This is a genomic window from Mucilaginibacter sp. P4_C11, assembly GCF_056402115.1.
This window is the reverse complement of sequence record NZ_JBFUIA010000024.1, coordinates 76,568-99,535: the sequence shown is the minus strand read 5'-3', so window position 1 is coordinate 99,535 and position 22,968 is coordinate 76,568. Positions and strand designations below refer to the sequence as shown.

21 protein-coding genes are annotated in these 22,968 nt (G+C 42.7%); 8 read left to right on the top strand and 13 right to left on the bottom strand.

Features of this window, described 5'->3' with window-relative positions; all coding sequences use genetic code 11:
- Nucleotides 1–114 precede the first annotated feature (114 nt).
- The 3 genes from AC1DU2_RS21215 to AC1DU2_RS21205 are packed head-to-tail and all read right to left on the bottom strand — an operon-like array spanning nt 115 to nt 2,265.
- Complete coding sequence (locus AC1DU2_RS21215; protein WP_477386654.1) at nt 115–879, bottom strand: DUF4846 domain-containing protein; 765 nt, start codon at nt 877–879, stop codon at nt 115–117.
- On the bottom strand, nt 876–1,652 hold the full coding sequence (locus AC1DU2_RS21210) for a M23 family metallopeptidase (protein ID WP_477386652.1): 777 nt from the start codon (nt 1,650–1,652) through the stop codon (nt 876–878). The genes AC1DU2_RS21215 and AC1DU2_RS21210 overlap by 4 nt, the downstream gene beginning before the upstream one ends.
- Before the next feature lie 46 nt (nt 1,653–1,698).
- A complete protein-coding gene (locus AC1DU2_RS21205; protein WP_477386650.1) occupies nt 1,699–2,265 on the bottom strand; it encodes a pentapeptide repeat-containing protein in 567 nt (188 codons plus the stop codon).
- Between the two features lie 337 nt (nt 2,266–2,602).
- Here AC1DU2_RS21205 and AC1DU2_RS21200 point away from each other — a divergent pair, with 337 nt between their 5' ends.
- Nucleotides 2,603–3,214 carry an RDD family protein gene (locus tag AC1DU2_RS21200; protein ID WP_477386648.1) on the top strand — a complete coding sequence of 204 codons (612 nt, stop codon included), beginning with the start codon at nt 2,603–2,605 and terminating at the stop codon, nt 3,212–3,214.
- Between the two features lie 13 nt (nt 3,215–3,227).
- Here AC1DU2_RS21200 and AC1DU2_RS21195 read toward each other — a convergent pair whose 3' ends face one another.
- Nucleotides 3,228–3,443, bottom strand: a complete 216-nt coding sequence (locus AC1DU2_RS21195) for a hypothetical protein (protein ID WP_477386646.1) — start codon at nt 3,441–3,443, stop codon at nt 3,228–3,230.
- A gap of 37 nt (nt 3,444–3,480) precedes the next feature.
- Here AC1DU2_RS21195 and AC1DU2_RS21190 point away from each other — a divergent pair, with 37 nt between their 5' ends.
- From AC1DU2_RS21190 to AC1DU2_RS21175, 4 genes are all read left to right on the top strand, one after another.
- A complete protein-coding gene (locus AC1DU2_RS21190; protein ID WP_477358879.1) occupies nt 3,481–3,675 on the top strand; it encodes a DUF2683 family protein in 195 nt (64 codons plus the stop codon).
- Nucleotides 3,666–3,923: a Txe/YoeB family addiction module toxin gene (locus AC1DU2_RS21185; RefSeq protein WP_477386644.1), complete on the top strand. Its 258-nt coding sequence runs from the start codon at nt 3,666–3,668 to the stop codon at nt 3,921–3,923. The genes AC1DU2_RS21190 and AC1DU2_RS21185 overlap by 10 nt, the downstream gene beginning before the upstream one ends.
- A gap of 188 nt (nt 3,924–4,111) precedes the next feature.
- Entirely contained in the window at nt 4,112–6,160 is a 2,049-nt protein-coding gene (gene ispG, locus AC1DU2_RS21180) for a (E)-4-hydroxy-3-methylbut-2-enyl-diphosphate synthase (RefSeq protein ID WP_477386642.1), read from the top strand.
- 9 nt (nt 6,161–6,169) lie between these two features.
- A complete protein-coding gene (locus tag AC1DU2_RS21175; protein WP_477358889.1) occupies nt 6,170–7,087 on the top strand; it encodes a helix-turn-helix domain-containing protein in 918 nt (305 codons plus the stop codon).
- Between the two features lie 488 nt (nt 7,088–7,575).
- Here AC1DU2_RS21175 and AC1DU2_RS21170 read toward each other — a convergent pair whose 3' ends face one another.
- The 3 genes from AC1DU2_RS21170 to AC1DU2_RS21160 all read right to left on the bottom strand — a co-directional run bounded on the left by AC1DU2_RS21170 (nt 7,576) and on the right by AC1DU2_RS21160 (nt 8,831).
- Entirely contained in the window at nt 7,576–7,977 is a 402-nt protein-coding gene (locus AC1DU2_RS21170) for a VOC family protein (protein WP_477358892.1), read from the bottom strand.
- Between the two features lie 15 nt (nt 7,978–7,992).
- On the bottom strand, nt 7,993–8,388 hold the full coding sequence (locus tag AC1DU2_RS21165) for an energy transducer TonB (protein WP_477358895.1): 396 nt from the start codon (nt 8,386–8,388) through the stop codon (nt 7,993–7,995).
- A gap of 125 nt (nt 8,389–8,513) precedes the next feature.
- The gene (locus AC1DU2_RS21160; protein ID WP_477358898.1) at nt 8,514–8,831 is read right to left on the bottom strand and encodes a hypothetical protein; all 318 of its coding nucleotides are present in this window, start codon (nt 8,829–8,831) and stop codon (nt 8,514–8,516) included.
- 169 nt (nt 8,832–9,000) lie between these two features.
- Between AC1DU2_RS21160 and AC1DU2_RS21155 the strand changes: the two genes are divergently transcribed.
- Both AC1DU2_RS21155 and AC1DU2_RS21150 read left to right on the top strand, forming a co-directional pair.
- The gene (locus AC1DU2_RS21155; RefSeq protein WP_477386639.1) at nt 9,001–13,317 is read left to right on the top strand and encodes a hybrid sensor histidine kinase/response regulator; all 4,317 of its coding nucleotides are present in this window, start codon (nt 9,001–9,003) and stop codon (nt 13,315–13,317) included.
- Between the two features lie 94 nt (nt 13,318–13,411).
- Nucleotides 13,412–15,148 carry a thiamine pyrophosphate-dependent enzyme gene (locus tag AC1DU2_RS21150; RefSeq protein ID WP_477386637.1) on the top strand — a complete coding sequence of 579 codons (1,737 nt, stop codon included), beginning with the start codon at nt 13,412–13,414 and terminating at the stop codon, nt 15,146–15,148.
- Between the two features lie 53 nt (nt 15,149–15,201).
- Here the strand turns inward: AC1DU2_RS21150 and AC1DU2_RS21145 are convergent, their stop codons facing one another.
- From AC1DU2_RS21145 to AC1DU2_RS21130, 4 genes are read right to left on the bottom strand one after another with little or no spacing between them, the layout of a single operon-like run.
- The gene (locus tag AC1DU2_RS21145; RefSeq protein ID WP_477386635.1) at nt 15,202–16,512 is read right to left on the bottom strand and encodes an acetylxylan esterase; all 1,311 of its coding nucleotides are present in this window, start codon (nt 16,510–16,512) and stop codon (nt 15,202–15,204) included.
- A 24-nt stretch (nt 16,513–16,536) separates the two neighbouring features.
- Entirely contained in the window at nt 16,537–17,424 is an 888-nt protein-coding gene (locus AC1DU2_RS21140) for a hypothetical protein (protein ID WP_477386633.1), read from the bottom strand.
- A 10-nt stretch (nt 17,425–17,434) separates the two neighbouring features.
- Nucleotides 17,435–18,793 (bottom strand): acetylxylan esterase, encoded by a 1,359-nt coding sequence (locus AC1DU2_RS21135; RefSeq protein WP_477358913.1) that lies wholly within the window; start codon nt 18,791–18,793, stop codon nt 17,435–17,437.
- Nucleotides 18,768–20,000: an acyltransferase family protein gene (locus AC1DU2_RS21130; protein ID WP_477358916.1), complete on the bottom strand. Its 1,233-nt coding sequence runs from the start codon at nt 19,998–20,000 to the stop codon at nt 18,768–18,770. The genes AC1DU2_RS21135 and AC1DU2_RS21130 overlap by 26 nt, the downstream gene beginning before the upstream one ends.
- Before the next feature lie 167 nt (nt 20,001–20,167).
- On the opposite strand from AC1DU2_RS21130, the gene AC1DU2_RS21125 reads away from it, so the two are divergent.
- Nucleotides 20,168–21,040, top strand: coding sequence for a hypothetical protein (locus AC1DU2_RS21125; protein ID WP_477386631.1), 873 nt, complete (start codon nt 20,168–20,170; stop codon nt 21,038–21,040).
- Between the two features lie 32 nt (nt 21,041–21,072).
- Here the strand turns inward: AC1DU2_RS21125 and mnmL are convergent, their stop codons facing one another.
- Both mnmL and AC1DU2_RS21115 read right to left on the bottom strand, forming a co-directional pair.
- Entirely contained in the window at nt 21,073–22,026 is a 954-nt protein-coding gene (gene mnmL, locus AC1DU2_RS21120; protein ID WP_477358922.1) for a tRNA modification radical SAM protein MnmL/YtqA, read from the bottom strand.
- A 77-nt stretch (nt 22,027–22,103) separates the two neighbouring features.
- A complete protein-coding gene (locus AC1DU2_RS21115; RefSeq protein ID WP_477386629.1) occupies nt 22,104–22,883 on the bottom strand; it encodes a DUF5995 family protein in 780 nt (259 codons plus the stop codon).
- Nucleotides 22,884–22,968: the final 85 nt, after the last annotated feature.

Genomic DNA, 22,968 nt, shown 5'->3' with positions numbered 1-22,968 from the left:
TATTGGTTAACTATACATTCAATAGCAATACCCATGCCCCTTTTTGTAAATGCAATTTACCTGAACGGTGCATGCAAATGTATAAGGAGAATGTAGGCTAATAAATGACGGCGATCACTCAAAGCGTTTTAAATATGCAGGGCTCACCAGTTCGCCATAAAGGATGTAGGCTGGTTCATCAAGGCTAAACCAGGGATTTTCCTGGTATTGGAGCAGTTGGATGCTTTGGGCAGGCATATAGCTTTGCGCCAGCAGGAATTTTTTATGATAGGCCGCATCTTCTACCACGTTCATCACTATAAAACAATGCCCCGGCGAACCGCCTTTAATAAACACATCGCCGGTTTTTAAGGTTGATGGATTGCTTACGGTTTTCAATTCTTTTTGTAGCGATAAGGTGCCGGCATAGCTAAATACCAGGGTCATGTACCGCATAAAGTTATCGTAACCATAATCTTTTTTGGCTTTTAGTATCCAATGATCATTATTGTAACGGTAACCATTGGCATAATGCACAAAATCGCAGCGGAAACCACTGGTAAAGTTGAAGGATATGTCATCGTACTTCTTCTGGCTGTACAGGTACTCGCCGCGCAGGCGCATTACAGCATCGGCACATTGCTGCAGGTCGTATTTACCAACACTCAAATCAACTATGCCCGCGGTATAACCCTCCGTACGGGCCACCTTACCCTGGTAGGTAAGGCATTGCGATCCATTAGGTTTCAGCGGTACATTCTGTAGCCAGGCACTGAAGCTACCGGGCGCTACGGCACTTTGTTTATAACCTGTGGGTGGCTTAAAACGGGTGATAACATTATCGGTTTTAACCGGGCTGCTCATCAACCCTATTATTATGAGCATTAAAATCGCTTTCATAATGTTTTAGCTTTTTTTAATTGCTGATAAGGGTTAAAGGGCACAGGGATATCATCAACCAGCCGGAAGGCCGAAAAATGCAAATGTGTTGGCGAGCGTTTTTTATAGGCATTGTAGCCGGTGCGCCCAACCTCGGCTATTTTTTGGCCGGGCCTAACTTCGTTGCCAGGCTTTACAAAAATGGCGCTGTTGTGGGCGTAGTAAGTGATTACTCCATCGGTTGAATTGTCATTCTTTCCCTTGCTTCCGGGGTTATGATAGCCATAAACAAAATGATAAATCCAGATATATTTCCCACCCCGTAGATCGCTATTGGTTTCCCAGGTATCACTGCAAGCAATCACAATACCATGATCTATAGCAAGTACATCTACCGGTTTATGAGAGTGGTCGTCAATACAATCCTGGTTTTTATCATTTATAAATATATCATGTGCCGGATGAGCACCGTGTTTGTTGCCATCAAGGTAATGGTAGCCTTTATCTGAATAACCATCGCCATTGCCGCCAATCGCATGGTAATTGTATCCCTTCAGCGGAAATATCCATGTGTCATTTAACTCATCTATTTGGCTGCGTACAAAAAGCCATTGGTTAATCTGTTTAACTACTGCCTTAAATTGTTTTTGGGCCTCTTCTTTTTTTACACCACCATTTAGAACCAGGCTGTTAAATTCATTGAATTTAACGCAGGCCCCAATACGGTCTATCGTTTGGCCATAGTTGATTTTGGCTAAAAATACTAATCCAACAAATAGTACAATTTTTCGCATAAGGTTTATCCTGAAGAATACATATAACTAAATATCCGCCAGAATATTATCCCTCAATTTTAATATCGTATTTGGCCAGCAGGCCGGGCAGGCCGTGGAGCGAGAACATGGCTTTTTTAATCATATTATCATCCGGGTCAATGGTGTAATTGTAGGAGCTGCGCAGGTCGGCGCCCTTCAATATGGTGCGGCTGAAGAAAGCCCGGTTAAGGTTGCAGTTGATAAATTTAGCCTCGGTTAAATCTGCCTCAGTGAGGTCAGTCTCTGTCATGGAGCAATCGGTAAACCGGCCTTTTTTGTTTTTCTTTTTGTAAAAGATGGCGTTATCTAAAATGCAGTTCTCAAAGTAAACCTCGAACAGAAAGTCGCGGGCTTTGCCAAAGTTTAGTCCGCTCAGTTTGCAATCTTTAAACCGGATGTTCTGGAACCCGGTATCGGTGGCATCGGCCAGCGCCAGGTTGCAGCCATCAAATACACAGTCGATAAAAACTAAACCGTACAGGTTGGCATGAGACAGATCGCAGCTGATGAATTTACAGTTTTCGTAGATATGGTTGCGCCCGGTAAGTTGTGTGGCAGGGGCTTTGGTAAATGTTTCGTCCTCGTAATGCATGGTAGAATAGTATCAAGTCGCAAGTATCAAGTATCTTGAGAAGTATCAAGTAGCGAGTATCAAGTATCAAGATTTTTTTTGGATAGTTGAGCGCGAAATAATAAATAAAAGGCAAGGTACTTGATGGAAAAAGTAGCAAGTATTTAGTATCAAGTATCAAGATTTTTTTGGATAGTTGAGCGCGAAATCTTAAATAAAATGCAAGGTGCTTGATGGGAAAATTTGAATTAAATGACAATACTTTTTAAAAGTCTTGATACTTGATACTCGCTACTTGATACTAATTTATTTGTAACTTTTCGCACCAAAAGTATTCTTAACAGAAAATCTCCTGCACATGCATCCAAACTACATTTTAGTGATCAATGGCAAGCCCGAAGGGCCTTTCAGTATTGATGAGCTAAAAGCCCGGAAAATAAAACCTGCCGACTTTGTAAAAACGCCCGAAATGCCCGATTACAAGGAAGCCCAGGAAATTGCCGAACTGCGGGAACTTTTTGGCTTTGCCAAACCCGCCCTTCTTATGCAGTATTTCGGCAGTTTTGACCAGCGATTGCTGGCCTCATTTTTAGATTGGTTTATAATTTTTGGCGCATTTGTGGTGGTTATTTTTGTGGTGGTATTGTTGATATTGCAGGATAAGGAAACGCGCATGACAGCCAGCTTTGGCTTATTGGCCTGCATACCATTTGCTAAAATTATTTACCACATGGTGATGGAAAGCTCGGCCAAACAGGCCACCTATGGCAAACAGATGCTTAAAATAAAAGTAGTTGACATGAATGGCGACCGCATTACGTTTGGCAAAGCCGTAGCCCGTAACCTGTGCAAAATATTCTCTGTACTTACTTTTTTTATCGGCTACCTGCTGGCGTTTTTTAACAAGAAGCAGCAATGTTTACATGATATGATGGCGGGCACGCTGGTGATTAAGGAGAGGTTGTTTTAGGTGGGCTATTTAATCAGGCTTTCAGAAATTTGGCTTTGATGGTTTCGAAGGAAACGTATTTGGTTGTATCATCTTCCTCCTCATCCAACATTTTATCTATCATACTTTTGTACCCTTCGGTTACTTCGAGTGTTAAATGTCGCTTATGTAATAAATCCTCAAAGTCGGTTATCGGAATAATTGCAGCGGTTTTTTCGCCTTTATAATTAGTTATAAATTGGAGCTTCATTCATTAAATTTAATCAATTAAATGCTTAAATTTGAATATGGAAACGCTAATTGTACATCCGCAAAATAAAGAGCAACTGGATGCTTTAAAAGCTTTTATGAAAGCACTTAAAATTTCATTTGAGGCCGAAAAACCTTATGATCCTGAATTTGTGGCGATGATTTTGCAAGGAGAGGAAGATATCAAAGCCGGAAAAGGAATTAAGGTTGATATAGATAATCTATGGAAGTAGTTTTTACTCCTAAAGCTTTAACTCACCTTGATGAATGGCGACAAAGTGGCGACGTTGGTATTCAAAATAAAATTCACGAACTTCTAGTCTCTATAAAAGAGTCGCCTTTTAAGGGAATTGGTAAGCCGGAGCCATTGAAACACAAACTTTCGGGTAAATGGTCAAGGAGGATTAATGGCGAACACAGGATTGTTTATAGTTTGGACGGTAATACTATAAACATATACTCATTAAAAGGACACTATTAAAAGTCTATCTACCTTATCCTTACCAACCGATACTTCAATTTACCCAAAACCAATTCTGTTGAGTCGTTATTTTGGGTACATCTAAAATGCAAATTTATCCTAACCGTCCCATTAATTTATCATTTACATCCAAACAACTTATTCCCCAACATAATCGTTAAATTTGCAGCTTATTAATTATCCGCTGCATGAATACTGATGCTGTTAAATTGCTGCAAGGCCGTTATTGTAATTCGTTAACCCAATATTCGCGTTTTGTTACCCGCGAGGTAAACATTGGCGATGTGCCCATGGGCGGTAATAACCCCATCCGCATACAAAGCATGACTACTACCGATACCATGGATACTATGGGTACGGTTGAGCAATCTATCCGTATGGTTGATGCCGGCTGCGAGTATGTACGTATTACTGCACCCAGCATTAAAGAGGCCAAAAACCTGGCCGAGATAAAAAAACAGCTTCGCGCCCGTGGGTACAATGTACCCCTGGTGGCCGATATCCACTTTACGCCAAATGCTGCCGAGGTAGCTGCCCGTATTGTCGAAAAAGTACGCGTTAACCCCGGCAACTACGCTGATAAAAAGAAATTCGACCAGATAGATTATACCGACCTGGAATACCAGGGCGAACTTGAACGCATTTACCAAAAGTTTGCGCCACTGGTAAACATTTGCAAAGAGTATGGCACCGCTATGCGCATTGGCACCAATCACGGTAGCTTAAGCGACAGGATCATGAGCCGTTATGGCGATACCCCGCAGGGCATGGTTGAATCGGCCATGGAATTTATGCGTATGTGCGAAACGCTGAATTATTATAATTTGGTAATCAGCATGAAATCCAGCAATCCGCAGGTAATGGTGCAAGCCTATCGCCTGCTGGTAGAAACCATGGTTGCCGAAGGCATGAACTACCCCCTGCACCTTGGCGTAACCGAGGCCGGCGACGGCGAGGATGGCCGCATAAAATCAGCCGTAGGCATAGGCACCCTATTGGAAGACGGCCTTGGTGACACCGTCCGCGTATCATTAACCGAAGAACCAGAAGCAGAAGCACCGGTGGCTATTGAGTTGGTGAAACGCTACTCTTTGAGGGAAAAGGTTAAAGGCGAAAGGTTAAAGGCAAAAGGCAATGAGATTATTACAGATCAGAACCTTTCACCTTTAACCTTTTCCCTTTCACCTCAACAACACAGCCCCTACGAATACAAAAAACGCCACACCTATGAGGCCAATGCTTTCATTGGCGGGCACATGGTGCCAAGGGTGGTGCTTGATCTGAGTAAAAAGAACCTGAAAGATCCTGGTATTATGGCGGATGCCGGTTATATCTACTCGCCCTTGCTGGATAAATATAATATGGCCGAGCAATCGGTTGATTTTGTTTACCTGGCAGATGAGCTGCCGTCGTTTAACCTACCGGGCAATTTAAAACAGCTTTATAACTACCAAACATGGTTAAAACTGGCCGATAAAAAACTTTGTCATCCATTATTTACACTGAAAGAATATATCGGGGCCACCAACAAAACATCTTCATTAAACCTGGTGAAACTGTTTCCGGAAGATATTGATTCGGAAGAGTTTGGCTCGTTACCGTTTGATAATTCGCTGGTGTTTGTTTTAGAAACCAACGCACTGCACGGCATGGCCGACCAACGCAGCTTCTTCTTCAAAATGGAAGAACTGGGATTGGATGTGCCGGTTATAGTAAAAAGGAGTTATGAGTTTGGAGTTATGAGTACTGAGTCGGAACATGAAAACTCAGCACTCAAAACTCAAAACCTACAACTATTTGCCGCCACCGACCTTGGTGCTTTATTGGTTGATGGCTTTGGCGATGGCATTTGGATTGAGGCACCTGAGGTTGATACCAAAGTGATCACTTCTACCGCCTTTGGTATTTTGCAGGCTACACGCTCGCGCATTTCCAAAACAGAATATATCAGTTGCCCAAGTTGCGGGCGTACCTTGTTTGATTTGATGATTACTACGCAGATGATCCGCAGCCGCACAAGCCATCTTAAAGGCTTGAAGATTGGTATAATGGGCTGCATTGTAAATGGTCCCGGCGAAATGGCGGATGCTGATTATGGCTATGTTGGTTCGGGTACTGATAAAATCACCCTTTACCGCGGTAAAGAAGCCGTAAAGAAAAACATCAGCGCGGCAAACGCTTTAGATGAACTTATTGGCATCATTAAGGACGACGGAAACTGGGTTGAGCAGGAATAAACCTAATGTATGAGCGATAAGATCACCGTTTTAGATATTCCATCAACGCTAAAAAAACACCTGGCATCGGTAGGTGATAACGCGCCAGATTTTGGAATTATTAACGACGGTTGGAACCAGGACGATTTTGCAGTGCTCAATAACCAGCCGGGCCTTACGCATGGCCTGCCTGTTAAAACAGATTATTATTCGGTTATTTTATGTTTAAGGGGCAGCTGTAAAAAAACAATCGGCCACTTCGTGTTCGAGGTGTATACCAATTCTATCCACCTGGTATCGCCCCAGTTTATAACTTCCTATGAAGATGCCTCGCCCGATTTGTTATTGTACGAGGTGTTGTTTAAAAAAGAATTCCTGACCAATAACCTGCTTAAGGAAAACATACTGGATAACCTGCTGGAGGTAAACCCCGATTATCCGCCAATTTATGGTCTGTCGCAAAAAAACTGCGCCTCGTTAAAAGCCCTTTACGAAAAAATAAGCGACGAAAGCCGGGAGAAAGGCGCTTTTCATTTACCTATATTACGGTTGCTGTTAACAGATTTACTTTACGAAATGAACCGGGCTTGCGAAAACTGCCTGCTGCATTCAACCCGCCACCTCAGCAAACAATATCAGCTGGTTTATAAATTTAAAAAGCTGGTTGAGGATCAGTTCCTGACCCTTAAAACGGTGCAGGAATATGCCGATGCTTTGTTTATATCGGCAAAATATTTAACCGAAATTGTAAAGGCCGAGACAGGCCAAAACGCCCTGCATGTTATCCATAACCGGATGTACCTGGAAGCGCAATACCTGCTCTCGTCGTCTGGCCTCAGCATAAAAGAAATTGCCGAGCGACTGAACTTTGATAACAGTTCGCATTTTAGTCGTTTTTTCAAACGTTTTGCCGGTAATAATCCCTCGGAGTTTAAGCAGCTTCAATAAAATTCTCCATTTAGCTCACCCCAATCGCCGTTATGACTATCGGCTGACGGTAATAACCGGCCTCAGGAAAAATTGGTTGTTAAAACCGATTTATTGAGATTGATGCGCCCTGCTATGCGCAGTACCTTTGATATGTCAATCAAACAACACGATCATGAAAAAGGAAAACATAGAACTCATAAAAAGCAGGTTACTGCAATTGTACTTTGGTACCTACCAGATATTAACTATCATTTACAGGTAATAATAAAGCTTAAAGCAGAATGCTTAAGGCTCAAAGCCGATGCACGGTTGTAACAGCCGGCTATATATACATAAATAATTAAGAACTATAGGTAACAAACACTACAAAAACAAGCAGCCGTTAAAAGGCTTCACTATATATTGGTACATAAAAAAGGGGCAGACTTATAACAAGTTTGCCTTTTTTGTTTTTAATTAATAGCATTGGTAAAAGGAAACAATGGCGCTTCGCGTTTTACTAACAGTCAGGCCTTTGTTCCGGGTATCGGGTTGTGGCACAGCTCCCACAAATTATCTTCCGGGTCGGTAAAAAAGCCGCTGTATCCACCCCAAAATGTTTGCGCGGGCCTCTTTACAATCGTGGCTTTTAACCTGGCCAATACCATAAAATTATCGTCGACTTCCTTTGCTGAATCAAGGTTGATGGTGAAATAACAACTGTTATTCTTTTCTCCGTGCGATGGTATCCCGGTATAATCAGCAAACAACGCCTCGGTGCACAATGTAAGTACAGATGTTTTCAACTTCAGCATTAAAACACTTTCGTTTTCGGCGAGTATTTCCCAGCCTAAAACACCGGTATAAAATAGCTTTAATTGCTGCAAATTTTTAGCAGCGATAGTAACAGCGCTAAGTACTTGCTTCATAAATAGAGTCGGGCTTCAACTGAAAGTAACTGGCGTGGTGTAGGCTACTCTGCGCGCAACGCCATTTTGCGAACCCGGCTTCCATTTTGGCGAAAGTTTGATAACACGCACTGCCTCTTTATTAGCCTCGGCACTAAGCCCTTTAATTACTTTAATATGGTTTAGCTTTCCAGTCTTTTCCACAACAAAATACACCAAAACTTTGCCTGATACCCCTTTTAATGGCCGCAATTTTGATTTTATAAACGCCGTAAGCTTATCCTGCCCGCCCGGAAACTGAGGCAGCACTTCGCCAGGCTCCGCGGTAACGGTGTTGGTTTTAACTGTATCCTTTTGTACATTGGCAAATGAATGTTGTCCTATAAAACAAAAGGTAAAAATTGCGATGATTGGTGCAAGGTTAAATTTCATATTCCCTGGTATTAAAGTAAATTCTGTATTTATATTTTATCTGCAAACCCTACCATAACAATAAAATACACACTTTGTTGGCATATGGATAATTTGTTTAATTGGATTGGCATGTTACTAGCTTGTTAATCAATAGTGTTAAACTCTGCAAACATGTTTCCGGCCTCGGCAAGGCTGTTTAGGTTTACATAGTCGCATACCTCTGCATACTCGGCCCACAACTGGTGTACAACAGGGTTGGCATGTGCCTGCCTGATGGCATCGGCCGATAGCCACTCAAAAACTTCTATTACGGTGCCATCAGCGGCTTCCATAATTATGGCTTCGCGGTTAGTAACAAGCCCTTCGGCCCTTAAACGCCGTACATGGGTTTTGGTGAGTTCTTTCAACTCCAGGGCTTTGCCGGGCTTGGGTTTGTAAGCTACAATAACTATGCGTGCCATAAGGGTTTTATTAAATATAATAATATGAACCGGATCTTGATGCGCTTGTTCATATACGCCTAAGTGTCAATTTTTTAATAAATATATAAAATGTTACTTAATGCCAACTTTACTTAAAAGCAATCGTATAAAAACAGCATAAAGCTAAATTAATTTTTTTTATATAGTGATGATTAAACCGCACAGATGGTTTACATTTTTGGTTGGGGGACTTGTATTGTTTGCAGGCCTTTTATCCCCCAAAGATGGTAAAACACAAGCGCCCGAAATAAAATTTAAGCAAATCAGTATCGAGCAAGGCTTGTCGAACAGTTATGTTTTTGCAACGCGGCAGGATAGCCGTGGCTTTATGTGGTTTGGCACACAAGATGGCTTAAACCGTTACGATGGGCAACAAATGGTTGTTTACCGCAACATCCCGGGCGATAAACATAGTTTGAGTGACAACCTGATCAAGTATATTTACGAAGACAGCAACAAGGTTTTATGGATTGGCACATTAAACGGACTAAATAGCTTTAACCCGTATAGCAATACATTTACGCGTTACAATCACGAGGCAAAAAATAAAAATAGCATTAGCGGAAGCATGATAGCTTGCATTTTGGAAGACACACAGCATATTTTATGGGTGGTTTCTGAAGATGGCGGCCTTGATATATTTAACCGGCAAACAAAGCTGTTTACTCATTTTACCCACAACAAAAAAGTTGGCAATAGCATTAGTGCGGGAGCTGTCCATTACATTTTAGAAGACAGGCAGAACAGGCTTTGGATAGCAACTGATTCTGGTTTAAATGTGTACAACCGCCGCACAAAAAAATTCAGCCTGATAAAAAACAAATTTGGCCCCACAGCTAATGATATACAATCTATGCAGCTGGCCCGGGATGGTAAACTTTGGCTGGCCACTAAAACTGCCGGGGCGATTGTTTTCGATCCGCAAAATAGTTCCTTTAAGCAGTATCAACATATTCCGGGATCGGCTGGTAGCCTATCGGGCAACGAAATAACACTTGCGGGTTTGCTTATTGACCACGACGGCCATGTTTGGATAGGTACCATCAACGAAGGACTTAATCTTTATAATCCGGCAGATGACAGCTTTTACCACTATACCCATAAGTTTTATGATCCGACAAGCCTTGCACAAACCTCGGCATCGGGTTTGTTTGAAGATAACCAGGGCAACTTATGGGTTGGTACGGGCCGCGGAGGTATCAGCCTGTACACACCGGCTGCCAACAGGTTTAACACTTACCGGCAGGAAAAAGCCCCCAATAGTTTAAGCTTCAGCGATGTTAAGTCGTTTTGCGAAGACAGCGAGGGTAATATCTGGATTGGTACCGATGGGGGCGGGCTAAATCTTTTTAACCGGGAGAAAGCATCGTTTAAACATTTCAGATACAACGAGGCCGACCCGGCCAGCATTGGGTCGGATGCTGTGCTTGATATTACCGAAGACCGCGATAAAAACCTATGGATAAGTACCTGGGCCGGCGGGCTAAACCGGCTCCGCCCGGGGAGCACCAGGTTCACTCGTTTTAAAAATAATCCGAATGACACAACAACCATTAGCTCGGATATGGTATTTAAAACCTTCCAGGATAGCGAGGGTAACCTGTGGGTAGGCACTTTTGGCGGGGGGCTTAACCTGCTGGATGCTAAAACCCACCAATTCAGGCGTGTTACCAAAGACCCTGATGGCGTTACCAGTTTTTTAGGCAATAACGTTTTTGTGATTAACCAGGATAAAGCCGGCAATGTTTGGTTTGGCGGCGACGACGGCGGGTTAAACTGCTATAATTTAAAAACCAGGCGGTTCTCGCATTATTTTAATGGATCGGCCAAGAAGCCCGATATCAGGGTAATATTTACCGATCATAAAGGACGCTTGTGGATCGGTCAAACGGGCTTGTATCTTTTTGATGTGAAAAAAAACGCATTTGCTCCTTACAGCCAACAGCCAGAGCTGCTTGATGATGTGATTAAGGGTATAACCGAAGATGAATTTGGCAACCTATGGGTGTCGGCTAATGACGGCTTGTCTATGTTTAACCCGGATAAGCACACCTATAAAAAATTTAATATTCATGATGGGCTGCAGGGGATTGAATTTGAATCCAATTCGTTTTTAAGGGCAAAAGATGGCGAAATGTTTTTTGGCGGTACAAAAGGGCTTACTACTTTTTATCCTAAAAACATCAAAATCAACACCTTTCTTCCGCCTGTTTTTATTACAGGGCTTCAAATTTTTAATAAAACCATCGTTCCGGGTGAAAAGGATTCGATATTGAAAACCGATATTTCTTTAACCAGGCAACTGCAATTAAACTACAAACAAACATCGCTTACGTTTGAATTTAACGGGCTGAATTATGTAATACCCGAAAATAACAGCTATGCCTACAAGTTGGAAGGGTTTGATACAAGCTGGACAACTGCCGATGCCACAAAAAGAGCTACCTATACCAATCTTGATCCGGGTACTTATACATTCAGGGTAAAAGCGTCAAACAACGATGGCTTTTGGAACCCCAAAACTGCTTCGGTTCAAATTATTATTACCCCTCCGTACTGGCAAACGCTTTGGTTCCGTATTTTGGCTGTGCTAACCTTTATCGTTGGCATTTATTCCTATTACCGCCACCGTATCGATGGTATCAGCAAGCAAAAAATAGCGCTTGAAAAGCAGGTTAAAGAACGGACTGCCGATATTGCCAATAAAGCCGAAGAACTGCAAACGCAATCAGAAGCACTACAGGCGCAGGCCGAAGAACTACAGGCGCAATCAGAAGAATTACATTCGTTAAATACCGAATTGACTATAAAATCAGATAAACTGCTTGAGCAGGCCGATGACCTGACAGTGCTTAACCAGCTGCTTACCGAACAAAAACACCAGGAACATTTGGCCCGCGAAGAAGCCGAAAAAGCTAACCTGGCAAAAAGTACTTTTTTGGCCACCATGAGCCATGAGATACGCACGCCAATGAATGGTGTTATAGGAATGGGATCATTACTGGCCGAAACCAACCTTGACAGCGAGCAGCGCGAGTATACCGATACGATTATCAATTGCGGCGAGAGCTTGCTGAATGTGATTAATGACATCCTTGATTTTTCTAAAATAGAATCAGGGAAAATTGAAATTGAACATGAGGATTTTGTGCTTCGTAAAAGCATAGAAAATGTGGTGGATGTGTTCTCGACCAAAATTGCCGAAAAACATATTGATTTAATTTACGAAATAGATACGGATGTACCGGCATGTATTGTGGGCGACGAGCTTAGGCTTAAACAGGTTTTGATAAACCTTGTAAGTAACGCCATAAAGTTTACCGAGAAGGGAGAAATATTCATAAGGGTGTTTGCTGCATCAAAACCTCATGACGGTAATATACTGATAGGCTTTAGTGTTAAGGACACCGGTATTGGCGTTCCTGAAAACAAGTTATCAAATTTATTTAAGCCTTTTAGCCAGGTAGATTCTTCAACCACCCGAAAATATGGCGGTACCGGGCTTGGTTTGGTAATTAGTAAAAAGCTTGTTGAGTTTATGGGCGGCGAGATATGGGTTCAAAGCCTGCCTTCAGAAGGCTCGGTTTTTAACTTTACTATTAACGCCGGGGTAAGTAATGCCAAAGCGCCCCGCGACGATATGTATACTACCGTGGGTTTTACGGGGGTGCATGTATTGATTGTAGATGATAATAAAACCAACCTCAAAATTTTAAAAAACCAGCTTGAAAACTGGGAGATGAAAGTTACTGCAACTACTTCGGGTAAAGAAGCCCTTAACCAATTGATAACAGATAGCAGTATACAACTGGTTATTACCGATATGGAAATGCCCGGGATGGACGGCGTTGGCTTAACCAAATCAATAAAGAGCATTAGTGAATTAATACCGGTTATTATGCTTAGTTCAATAGGCGACGAGAGCAGGAAAAAGTTTCCGGGATTGTTTACTGCTATTTTAATAAAGCCCGCTAAGCAGCAGTACTTATTTAACAGCCTGCAAATAGCGTTAAACTTAAATAATAACACCCCGTTGCCTGAAGATAAAAGCAAACAGATGCTTTCGGTTGATTTTGCGGTGCAAAACCCGCTTAAGATACTTGTTGCAGAAGATAACCCTATAAATCAGAAATTGATACAGCGCATTTTAAATAAGCTGGGTTACGTACCAGAAATGGTTCAAAATGGTTTTGAAGTTTTGACTGAAATGGAAAAAAATGATTTTGATGTAGTATTGATGGACATACAAATGCCGGGGATGGATGGATTGGAAGCAACCGCCAACATCAGAAAAAACAACAGGCCGCAACCCTATATTATTGCTATGACGGCAAATGCTATGGCCGAGGATAAAGAAATATGCCTGCAAGCCGGCATGGATAACTACATTGCCAAGCCGATGAAGCTGAACGAGATCATTGATATGTTGAAAAACGTTTCGGCCACTTATAAGCAAAAAGCCTGATGGCCGTGTAAAATATTTTATCAGCAATAACGGATAAATTGCAAACCCTTGCCCTGTAATTTGGTTAAGCTATACGGAGATAATCAAAATTACCATGGCAAAAAAAGTTGCAGACCAATTGGTGCAGATGTTGGTAGATGCCGGCATCAAAAGAATTTACGCGGTAACAGGCGATAGCCTTAACGAAGTAAATGATGCCGTAAGGCGCGAAGGCAGTATTCAGTGGGTTCACGTTAGGCACGAGGAAGCCGGTGCCTATGCCGCAGGTGCCGAAGCACAACTAAACGGACTTGCCTGCTGCGCCGGCAGCAGCGGACCGGGTCATGTGCATTTAATCAATGGGTTGTATGATGCCCACCGCTCTGGTGCGCCGGTTATAGCCATTGCATCAACAATTGCAAGCTTTGAGTTTGGTACAAACTATTTCCAGGAAACCAATACCACTAAGCTATTTGATGATTGCAGTTATTATAACCAGATAGCCACCACACCAAAACAATTGCCGCGCATGCTGCAGGCCGGCATCCAAAGCGCCTTGCATCAAAAGGGGGTTGCCGTAATTGGTCTGCCGGGAGATTTATCCGGAATGGATGCCGTTGAAATAGAAACATCAACTCAAAACTTTAACACTATCCCGCTTATCCGACCCACAGATGCCGACTTACAAGAGTTCGCCGCATTGGCTAACCGTTATAATAAGATCACCATATTTTGCGGTATCGGTGCCGCCGATGCGCATGACGAAGTAGTGGAGTTATCGCAAAAACTGAATGCTACGGTAGCCTATTCGTTTCGTGCTAAAATGGATATCCAGTATGATAATCCTAACGAAGTGGGCATGACGGGCCTGCTTGGCCTGCCATCGGCTTACCACAGTATGCATGAGTGCGACCTGCTGATCCTGCTGGGTACCGATTTTCCGTATACACCTTTTATGCCTGCAGATTGTAAAATAGTGCAGGTAGATATTAAGCCCGAACGGCTTGGCCGCCGCGCCAAAGTTGATATTGGTTTATGCGGAACTGTGAAAGATACATTGACAGCGTTGATGCCACTCATCACCCAAAAACAAGATGACAGCTTTTTGCAGGCCCAGCTAAAAGTGTATGCCGATGTAAAAGACAAAATGCAAACCTATGTTGACGATAGCGGCGAAACCGATAAAATTCACCCAGAATTTGTGGCTCATGTACTGGATAAACTTGCCGCCGAGGATGCGATTTTTACAGTAGATACGGGCATGTCATGCGTGTGGGGTTCGCGTTATATTAATGCTACCGGCAGGCGTAAAATGATAGGCTCCTTTAACCACGGCTCGATGGCCAATGCCATGCCCCAGGCTATAGGCGCGGCGCTTGCGCGGCCAGGGCAGCAGGTGATAGCCCTTTGCGGCGACGGCGGCCTTTCGATGCTTTTAGGCGATCTGGCAACCATTGTTCAATACAAATTGCCTGTTAAAATCATTGTTTTCAATAACCGCTCATTGGGCATGGTAAAGCTGGAGATGGAAGTTGCCGGCCTGCCCGATTGGCAAACCGATATGTACAACCCCGATTTTGCACTGGTTGCCCAGGCTATGGGCATTAAGGGCTTTACCGTTACCGAGCCCGGCGATGTAAGACAGGCTATAAGTGATGCCCTTGCTTTTGACGGCCCCGCGTTGTTAAACGTTTTTACCGACCCTAACGCCCTGGCCATGCCGCCGAAAATTGAACTGAAACAGGTTGCAGGCATGGCGGTTTCCATGACCAAATTAATGCTTAACGGCCATATGGATGAGGTATTGGACACCGTTAAGGCCAACTACAAGCATCTGAAGGATTTGCTGTAATGTTGTTTAGCATGCTGCCGCGGGTTTAGCGAAGCGTAACCCTCGGCAGCATGCTAAAACAAGCCAAACTTATCCCGCATCATGTGGCCATCTTTCAGCACATAGGTTGTGGCTACTTCGTGGCCAAGGTCTTTAAAAACCATTATCCTGCGGTACTTGCCGGGGATGAGGTTGTAAAAAGCATATTCGTTGTTAGGGGGGGCCAGGTGGTCGAGCAAACCGATACCCAGCAGGATGGGGGTTTGAATGTTTTGCGCAAAGTTTTTGATGTCGAAGTAATCCAGGTTGTCTAATACCTTATCAAATTTAACCCCTTTTTCGCCTGCATATTTGTGTAAATCGTACATAGGCCAGTCTTCCTGGTCGGCAAGGTTGCGGATATCACTCAGGATAGGATTTTGTGATGAGATGAGTTGCACTCGATTATCCAACCCCGCTACCGCAGCGGCAAAGAAACCGCCCAGGCTGCCACCGGATACCTCAATACGTTTAGGGTCAAGCTCGGGCCGCGAATAGATGAAATCAATGGCGCGGATACAATCCATAATGGCTCCACGGAGAACGTATTTGTTTTTATCCTCAGCATTCAGGCTAATATAATCAGGTCTTTTAGGATGAATTACATCGCGGCTGTTGCCCTGGCCACGTACGTTAAGGGTAATAATGGCAATATCATCATCCTCACCTAACATGGGTTTTAAATCAACCTGGTAGCCCGGCAATGCTAAAAGGGTGGTAAAACGCCTGTTCTTGATAGTGGTTTTAGGGATTGTTAGCCAGCCGCGAACAGTGATATTGTCCAGCGAGCGCATCTCTATTAAGTAAACCTTGCGGTTTTCTGTTTCCTGATCGGCTTTTTCGGTCATCTTGAATTGCGGATTAACCGCAGCTAATTCGCTTTTGGTAGTTTGCCAAAAACTGTCAAAATCAGCAGGGCGGCCATGCTGTGATTGGATCTCTTCCGGGCGGATGCCAAACACACGACGTGTTGTATCGTCATAATCAGATACATTGATCATAAAATTGATCTTGTAAAATCCCGGTTTTTGCTCGGGTATGGTAAAATCGAAGCTGGTGTTGCTGTGTTTGGACAGGCTTACTTTCCTGCTTTCTTTTGCAACTGTAACCCCGGCTGGCGTAAGGGCTATGTAAGATACGGTACCTGTTTGTGGTGCATCGGTAGCATTTTTTACCGTAAAGGTATAACTGGCCTGGCCGCTAAAAATGGCATCTTTACTGCCCGCAATAAGCGTGGTTGATACTTCCTGATCGGCCCTATGAACAGTTGTTTTAGCATTCGCGCTGCCCATTATTAACAATATGGCGAGTTGTAACACCAGGATAATGGATTTTAGGCTGTTCATAATTCGTATCAAATATATATTATACTACCGGGTATCTAACCTGTAATTCAACGATGCCGAAAGGCTTGTTCCTGCACCTGTATTGCGGCCGGTGATAAAAGTTCCACCGGTTAAAAACAGCGATAAGTTTTTAGTAAATGCATGCCCGTAGCTTGCCGATACCTGGTTAAACGCAAAGTTTTTACTGGTATTAGGATTGGCCGAAATAAGTGGGTTAGGATTTATAAATGAATTATTGCTGGTGGCGTAAAAGCCGCCAATACTTATCGAAAGCTGCTCCTTGAATTTTTTGTCGAGTGTTAAACCAAAGGTTAGGTTATACCTGTCCTGGAAAACCGATTCGCTTCCAAAATATTCGCGAATGGCATTTTCGGCAACAAAATAGCTTTGTTTGCCAAACAAATGCCCGCTGCCGGCAAAGGCAAGCTTAAGTTCCGATCCATAGTATCCATAGCCCAGGCTTGCATTATTGCGGTAGGTAGGGATTATACCGGTGGCTTTTATACTGAAATAGTATTTGTAATTGATGTTGGCCAGGTAATATTTCAGGCCGATTTCAATATCCTGTAAACCCGATGTGGTGATGGCATGGGTTAGGCTATCGGTACTAAAGTAGTTCATGGAATAGGGTACCAGGGCAGATAGGGTAAACTTTCTGCTGATGCCATATTCGCTATAAAACGCGTAACTTACAGAATGAAAACGCCCGTTATCATCAAATGCCCGCCGGTGGCTTGTTGAATCGAATTGTTTGTTAGCAAAAAAGTAACTTACCGACGGCGATAAAATAAACCGTCCCGGCCTTACCGGAAAGCCATCGGCATAGCCGTTGCGTGGCGCAAAAGCTATTAGTATTGCCACTGCAAGCAGGTATTTAAGTAGCTTTTTGTTAAGGGTTGTGTTTTTATCCATAGGTATATCTTTAAAATAATCCAAAGGTATCGCGCATCCAGGCACCCTCGTAATCCTTATATTTTTGGCTCACCTCGTGTCCCAGGTCTTTAAATACCATAACTTTTTTATTGGTATTTAGCGAGTTGTAAACCGCAAAGCCGTTGCCCGGCGGCACATAGGGATCAAGCAAACCCAAACCCAACAGAATAGGGCACTTAATATCAGTTGCAAAGTTTTTTGTATCGTAGTATTCCATGTTATGCAAAACCTGCTCAAATGTTACACCAGGTTTGCCGGCAACATATTTCCTGATATCTTTTATTGGCCATTCAACGGTACCAACCAAATTGTGCACATCGCTCAGGATAGGGTTTTGGGCCGAGCATATGGTTACCCGGTTATCCAATGCTGCAAGAGCAATAGCCAGGTAGCCGCCCATACTGCCGCCGGTAGCCAGGATTTGATCGTGCCTTAACTCCTTACGCGAGTAAATAAAATCAACCGCACGTACACAATCCATAATTACGCCCCGCATCACATATTTATCCCTGTCTTCAATATTGTATGATATGAAGGCATCGCGTTCGGTATGTATAACATCGCGGCTATTGCCCTGGCCCCTGGTATTCAGGGTGATGATCACGAGGTCATCGTCGCGCCCTACAATAGGTTTCAAACTCACCTGGTAGCCCGGTAACCCTAAAAGTACCGAAAATTGTTTGTTTTTGTTACTGTTTTTAGGAACGGTCATCCAGCCGCGGATAGTCAGGTTATCCAACGATTTCATTTCGATGAGGAAAACCCTGCGGTTATCAGTATTTTGTGATGGATCCTCAGTTACCTTAAATTGTGGTTTTACTTTAGCCAGTTCGGCTTTGGCATTCGCCCAAAAGCTATCAAAATCAGCAGGTTTTGCAAATGCAGATTTAATCTCGTCGGCCCTGATACCAAAGGCCCGGCGGGTGGTATCGTCATAATCAGATACGTTGATCATCATATTAAGCTTATAAAACCCGGTTTTAAGCGCGGGGATTTCAAAGCTGTAGTGCTCCGCGCTTTTTTTGGCAATTTTTACGGGTTTTGAAAGGGCTTTAACCTTTACACCCTTTTCGTCGGTAATAAGGTATGATACGGTGCCTTCCTGTTGGGTATCATAGGTGTTTTTTACGTCGAAGGTGAATGATGCAACCGAATTAAATATACCCTCTTTGTTATTAATATTTAATATGGTTGATACGCTTTCCTCATCTTCTTTTTTAGGGTTAACAGGGGAATCGTGCTGCGCAAATACCTGCTGAAAAGCTAATAACGCCCCGATTAATATCAAGTATCTTTTTAATTTACGCACCATAATATATTCACTAAGCATTGATGTTTTCCGGTTCATTTTCGGGCTTACGCGATTTGTTTTTAATCAGAAAATCTGATTTACGGATATAATGGTTTAAAGGTTCCTCTATTAGTTTGAATAAAGTGATTGAAATTATGTTTAAAACGATAAAAGCATACACAAGGTTTAAACTATCGTACTCAAATGGCGAATGCCACTCCACCCCCCATTTATCATAAAGTGCAAAAGTATAATCATTAAGCCAGTTAAAGCCAAAATGTAAAAAGTTGTACATGTAACCCAGGTGTACCAGGTAAAATATATAAGAGCTTTTGCCCAGCAGTTCCACAAACGGGGTGGCCAGGATCTTTTTCAGCAAGGTTGTCTCGGTAAGTATACCATAAAAAAACAACGTAATTGATAAAGCCAGCAGGTAGTTGTTGGTGATAATGCCCAACGGGTTATGCAGGCCGGCCTCCTGTCCCTGAGGAATAGGTAGCACCGACATGATCCATACGCAAACGAAAATCAGGATAAAGCCCAGGTAGGTGAGTTTCTTTTTGCTGTTACCATCCGGTTTTTGTCTGCGTACAATAAGGGCAAGCTGTATGCCCGCAAAAAACTCAAAGCACCGGCCCAAAAAGGTATACAACATCATGAAAGTGAAGTTGCCAAAAAAGCCATACCAGTTAACATGGCTAAATATTAATACAAGTACAACGCCCAGACCGGTAACAGCAATGGGCTGGATATAAAACTTTTTGTATTTGGTAGCTATCAGGAAAATGAAAGGCGCCGAAAAGTAAAAGCATTCTTCAACCGTTAACGACCAGCCCTGCGCTACGCCGGTAAATTTAAGCTGATCAAAAAAGCCCCGCAAAAAAACAATGTTCATCAGGAACATGGCTATAGGGTTATGCCCGGCAGTAACAATTTGATTGTTGGTAAAATAAAAGGCAATGAAAGCGCCGATGGTTAAAATGGCATACATGGGGTATATGCGTGCAACCCTGTTTTTAAGGTACTGCTTAAACCAGTCTTTGGTAAGTTTAAAACTATCAAAATACCTGAAAGCAATTAAAAAACCCGATAATACAAAGAAAATTGTAACCCCAATGTGGAACTCGTTAAAAAAGCGTTGCACAGAGTGAGGAAATTTTTCATCAAATACATACGCAAAGTGCGATATAAAAACCAGGTAGGCAGCCATTGCGCGTACACCGGTTAGTGCTGGAATATAATTTTGTTGCGCTCTCTGTGACAAAACGTATCTAAGTTAGAAATTTTCGATGGAATTTTTCAACTATCGGTTAACAAAACTGGTACCAAACAGGAATATAACAGGCACGTCTATTTGTTATCCACGCCAAAATAGCTATCGCAATGTTGCAAATTGAAAATATTTTATATTTTAGTTGCTTACTAGACTTTATGCGCAAACTATTACCATCGTTGCTTTTGCTTTTTTGTTTTAATAACCTGCGGGGGCAGGAAATCATAGAACAATTTTTAGGCATTGATAATTTTCCGAATAAATTTATTATAGCAAACAAGGTTGTACGTAGAGTTAAGTATGAATATAAACTGAACGGCCATGGTATTGCTGATTCTACTTATATGGGAGCCATAAATTTCAATTATAACAATGAAGGGCATCTTACCGACCAGGTTCACTTTGATAAAGAAAATTATTTGGACGAGAAATACATGTATTTTTACTATGATTTTGGCTTGATTAGCAAAAAGATTGAATACGAATACCCTAAGCGAAAGTTGTATCCCAGAAGTTTAAACATGACTCATGAGTTTGCTTATGATAGCATAGGCAGATTGCAATATCATGTAAGTTATAATCAGGATACATTGTTTGTAAACCGTGATAAAAGAGATTATGATGCTAAGGGACGCCTTTACCGGATTACAAAGACGACTAATAATTTACCTACATATGTATCCAATATGGCCAGTTACAATGAAGATAATAACCTGGAAGTGATAGACTACTTCTACAAACAAAATACGCCTGACTTTAGCTATAAGATGAACACAGATACAACAGAGCAGGGAGATAAAATTATCAATATATCTAAAATTGTACCTGGAAAAGATGAGGATTATTGGTGCACCTACAAATTTAACCGCTATAATCAATGCACTGAAATAATAGGGTTTGACGTTGTTGGTTTGCAGAAAACCAAGTACACCGAAAAATTAATATATAACACAGACGGCACTTTGTATACCATGATTTTTTATATCAACAAAAAGATGCGCAGGATGTATAAGTTTTACTACCATAAATAGCAATGAGTTTGGTGTTGCTATCGTGAAAAGGATTAAACCAACGCACTTCCCTGTACCACACCACGGCTCAGTATTCTTTGATCAATATAATATTGGATCTCCGATTTTTTTAAGCCCCAGTTTGGTGCTATCAGCAGTTCGCGGTCGCTTAAGCCAAACAGGCGCTGGATCACGATATCGGGGCGAACGCGGGGAAGTAGTTCGCATAAAAAGTCGGCATATTCGTCAATGCCAAATAGTTTAAACGGTTCGCGTTTGTATTTTACACCCATTACCGATCCTTCTACAATATGCAGGTGATGGAATTTTACAAATTTTATCTGCGGAAAACGATTTATCTCATCGGCATATTTAAGCATCATTTCATGTGTTTCCCAGGGGAAACCAAAAATGGTGTGCACACAAATATCCAGTTTGCTGTTCTCAACCAGTTTAAGGGCTTTTACCAATTCCTCGTGATCGCAGCCACGGTTTATCTGGCCCAGGGTTTCGTTGTATATCGATTCCATGCCCATTTCAAGGTCAACGTCAAACCTATCGGTGTAACTTTCCAGCAGGGCAATTTTTTCGGCATCAATACAGTCGGGGCGTGTGCCAACGCTCAGGCCAACAATATCTTCGGTGCCGTAGCTCAGCGCCTCATCGTACATCATTTTTAAATAATGCGTGGGGGCATAGGTATTGGTGTTGGGCTGAAAGTAGATGATGAATTTATCGGCCTTATTGCCTTTGCGGGCACGTTCCATGCCTTCTATCACCTGCTGGCGTACCGTAGGGGCATTGCGGCTAACCGATGGGGTAAACGAATCAACATTGCAATAGGTACAGCCGCCATAGCCCTTGCTACCATCGCGATTGGGGCAGGTAAAGCCGCCATCAACAATTACTTTAAATACCCGGTGGCCTTTATATTTTTCTTTAAGCCAGGGGCCGTAATTGTTATAACCCTTTTCCCAAACCGCTGTTTTCTCTCCTGTTAATTGCATTGTGCCGCAAAGATAAGGAATTTGTTGCAGCTGCGTATTGCGGGAAATTACAGACGATAAGTCATTTACCTTAACAATCAGTTCACTTTCAAATAAGCCTTTTTATACTCATTTAGTACGGTGGTTATTTTTGATGGATTTCTCCACTCAAATAAATGGATTATCCAAACCGTAAAGCTTAACAAACCTACCGGGGCTACAATGCCCAGGCCAAGTTTGTTGATATCGGCATCGCGGCTGGTTATCTGGTTAATGTAATCCTGCCCTGTTCGTGTGTAAAGCTCTTCGGCAAAACACCAGGCGCCGTCGCGGGCGTTGCCAAGCGCAAATTGAATAAGGATGGAGTTGTTCTGCGCGTGCAAACCGGCTAAGGACATTAATGGGGATACCTGGTTTAGCTCGGTAATAACCTCATAAGTGAGGGCAGATAAAATGGTGTTAATGGCATTAAAATCGTTATGCACCTGGGCCAGTGGTTGGTTAAAAGCCTGCGCGGTTTCAACAACTGCAATACCCAAATCAAGGTTAATATGCGCGTTCATGCCGATAAGCAAGTGTTGCAGTACCATTTTTCGGGGTTTATCAAATATGCCGAAAGCAAGCGCCCACGATGCCGAGGGCTGCTGTTTTTGCTGCCATTGACGATAGGCCGTAATATATCGGCTTGCAAAAGTAACATCCAGTTGCTCCATTCTTTTGCCATCCTCAAACTCGCCGGCCAATATTCCCTCCTTTACTTTACAGGTTACTTTGTGGTACAGGGCAGCAAAATACCCGGCCCGGCTGCCGGTTTGTATGGCATCGGCAATGATGGTTTCCAGTTGTGTTATAATTTCGTCAATAGTTGTAGCTTGCATAGGTAATTGGATATTGCCAGGTGTTTAATGGAGCTAAATATAGCTTAATAAGCTGGCAAAACTGCAAGCGCATGTGCCTATACAA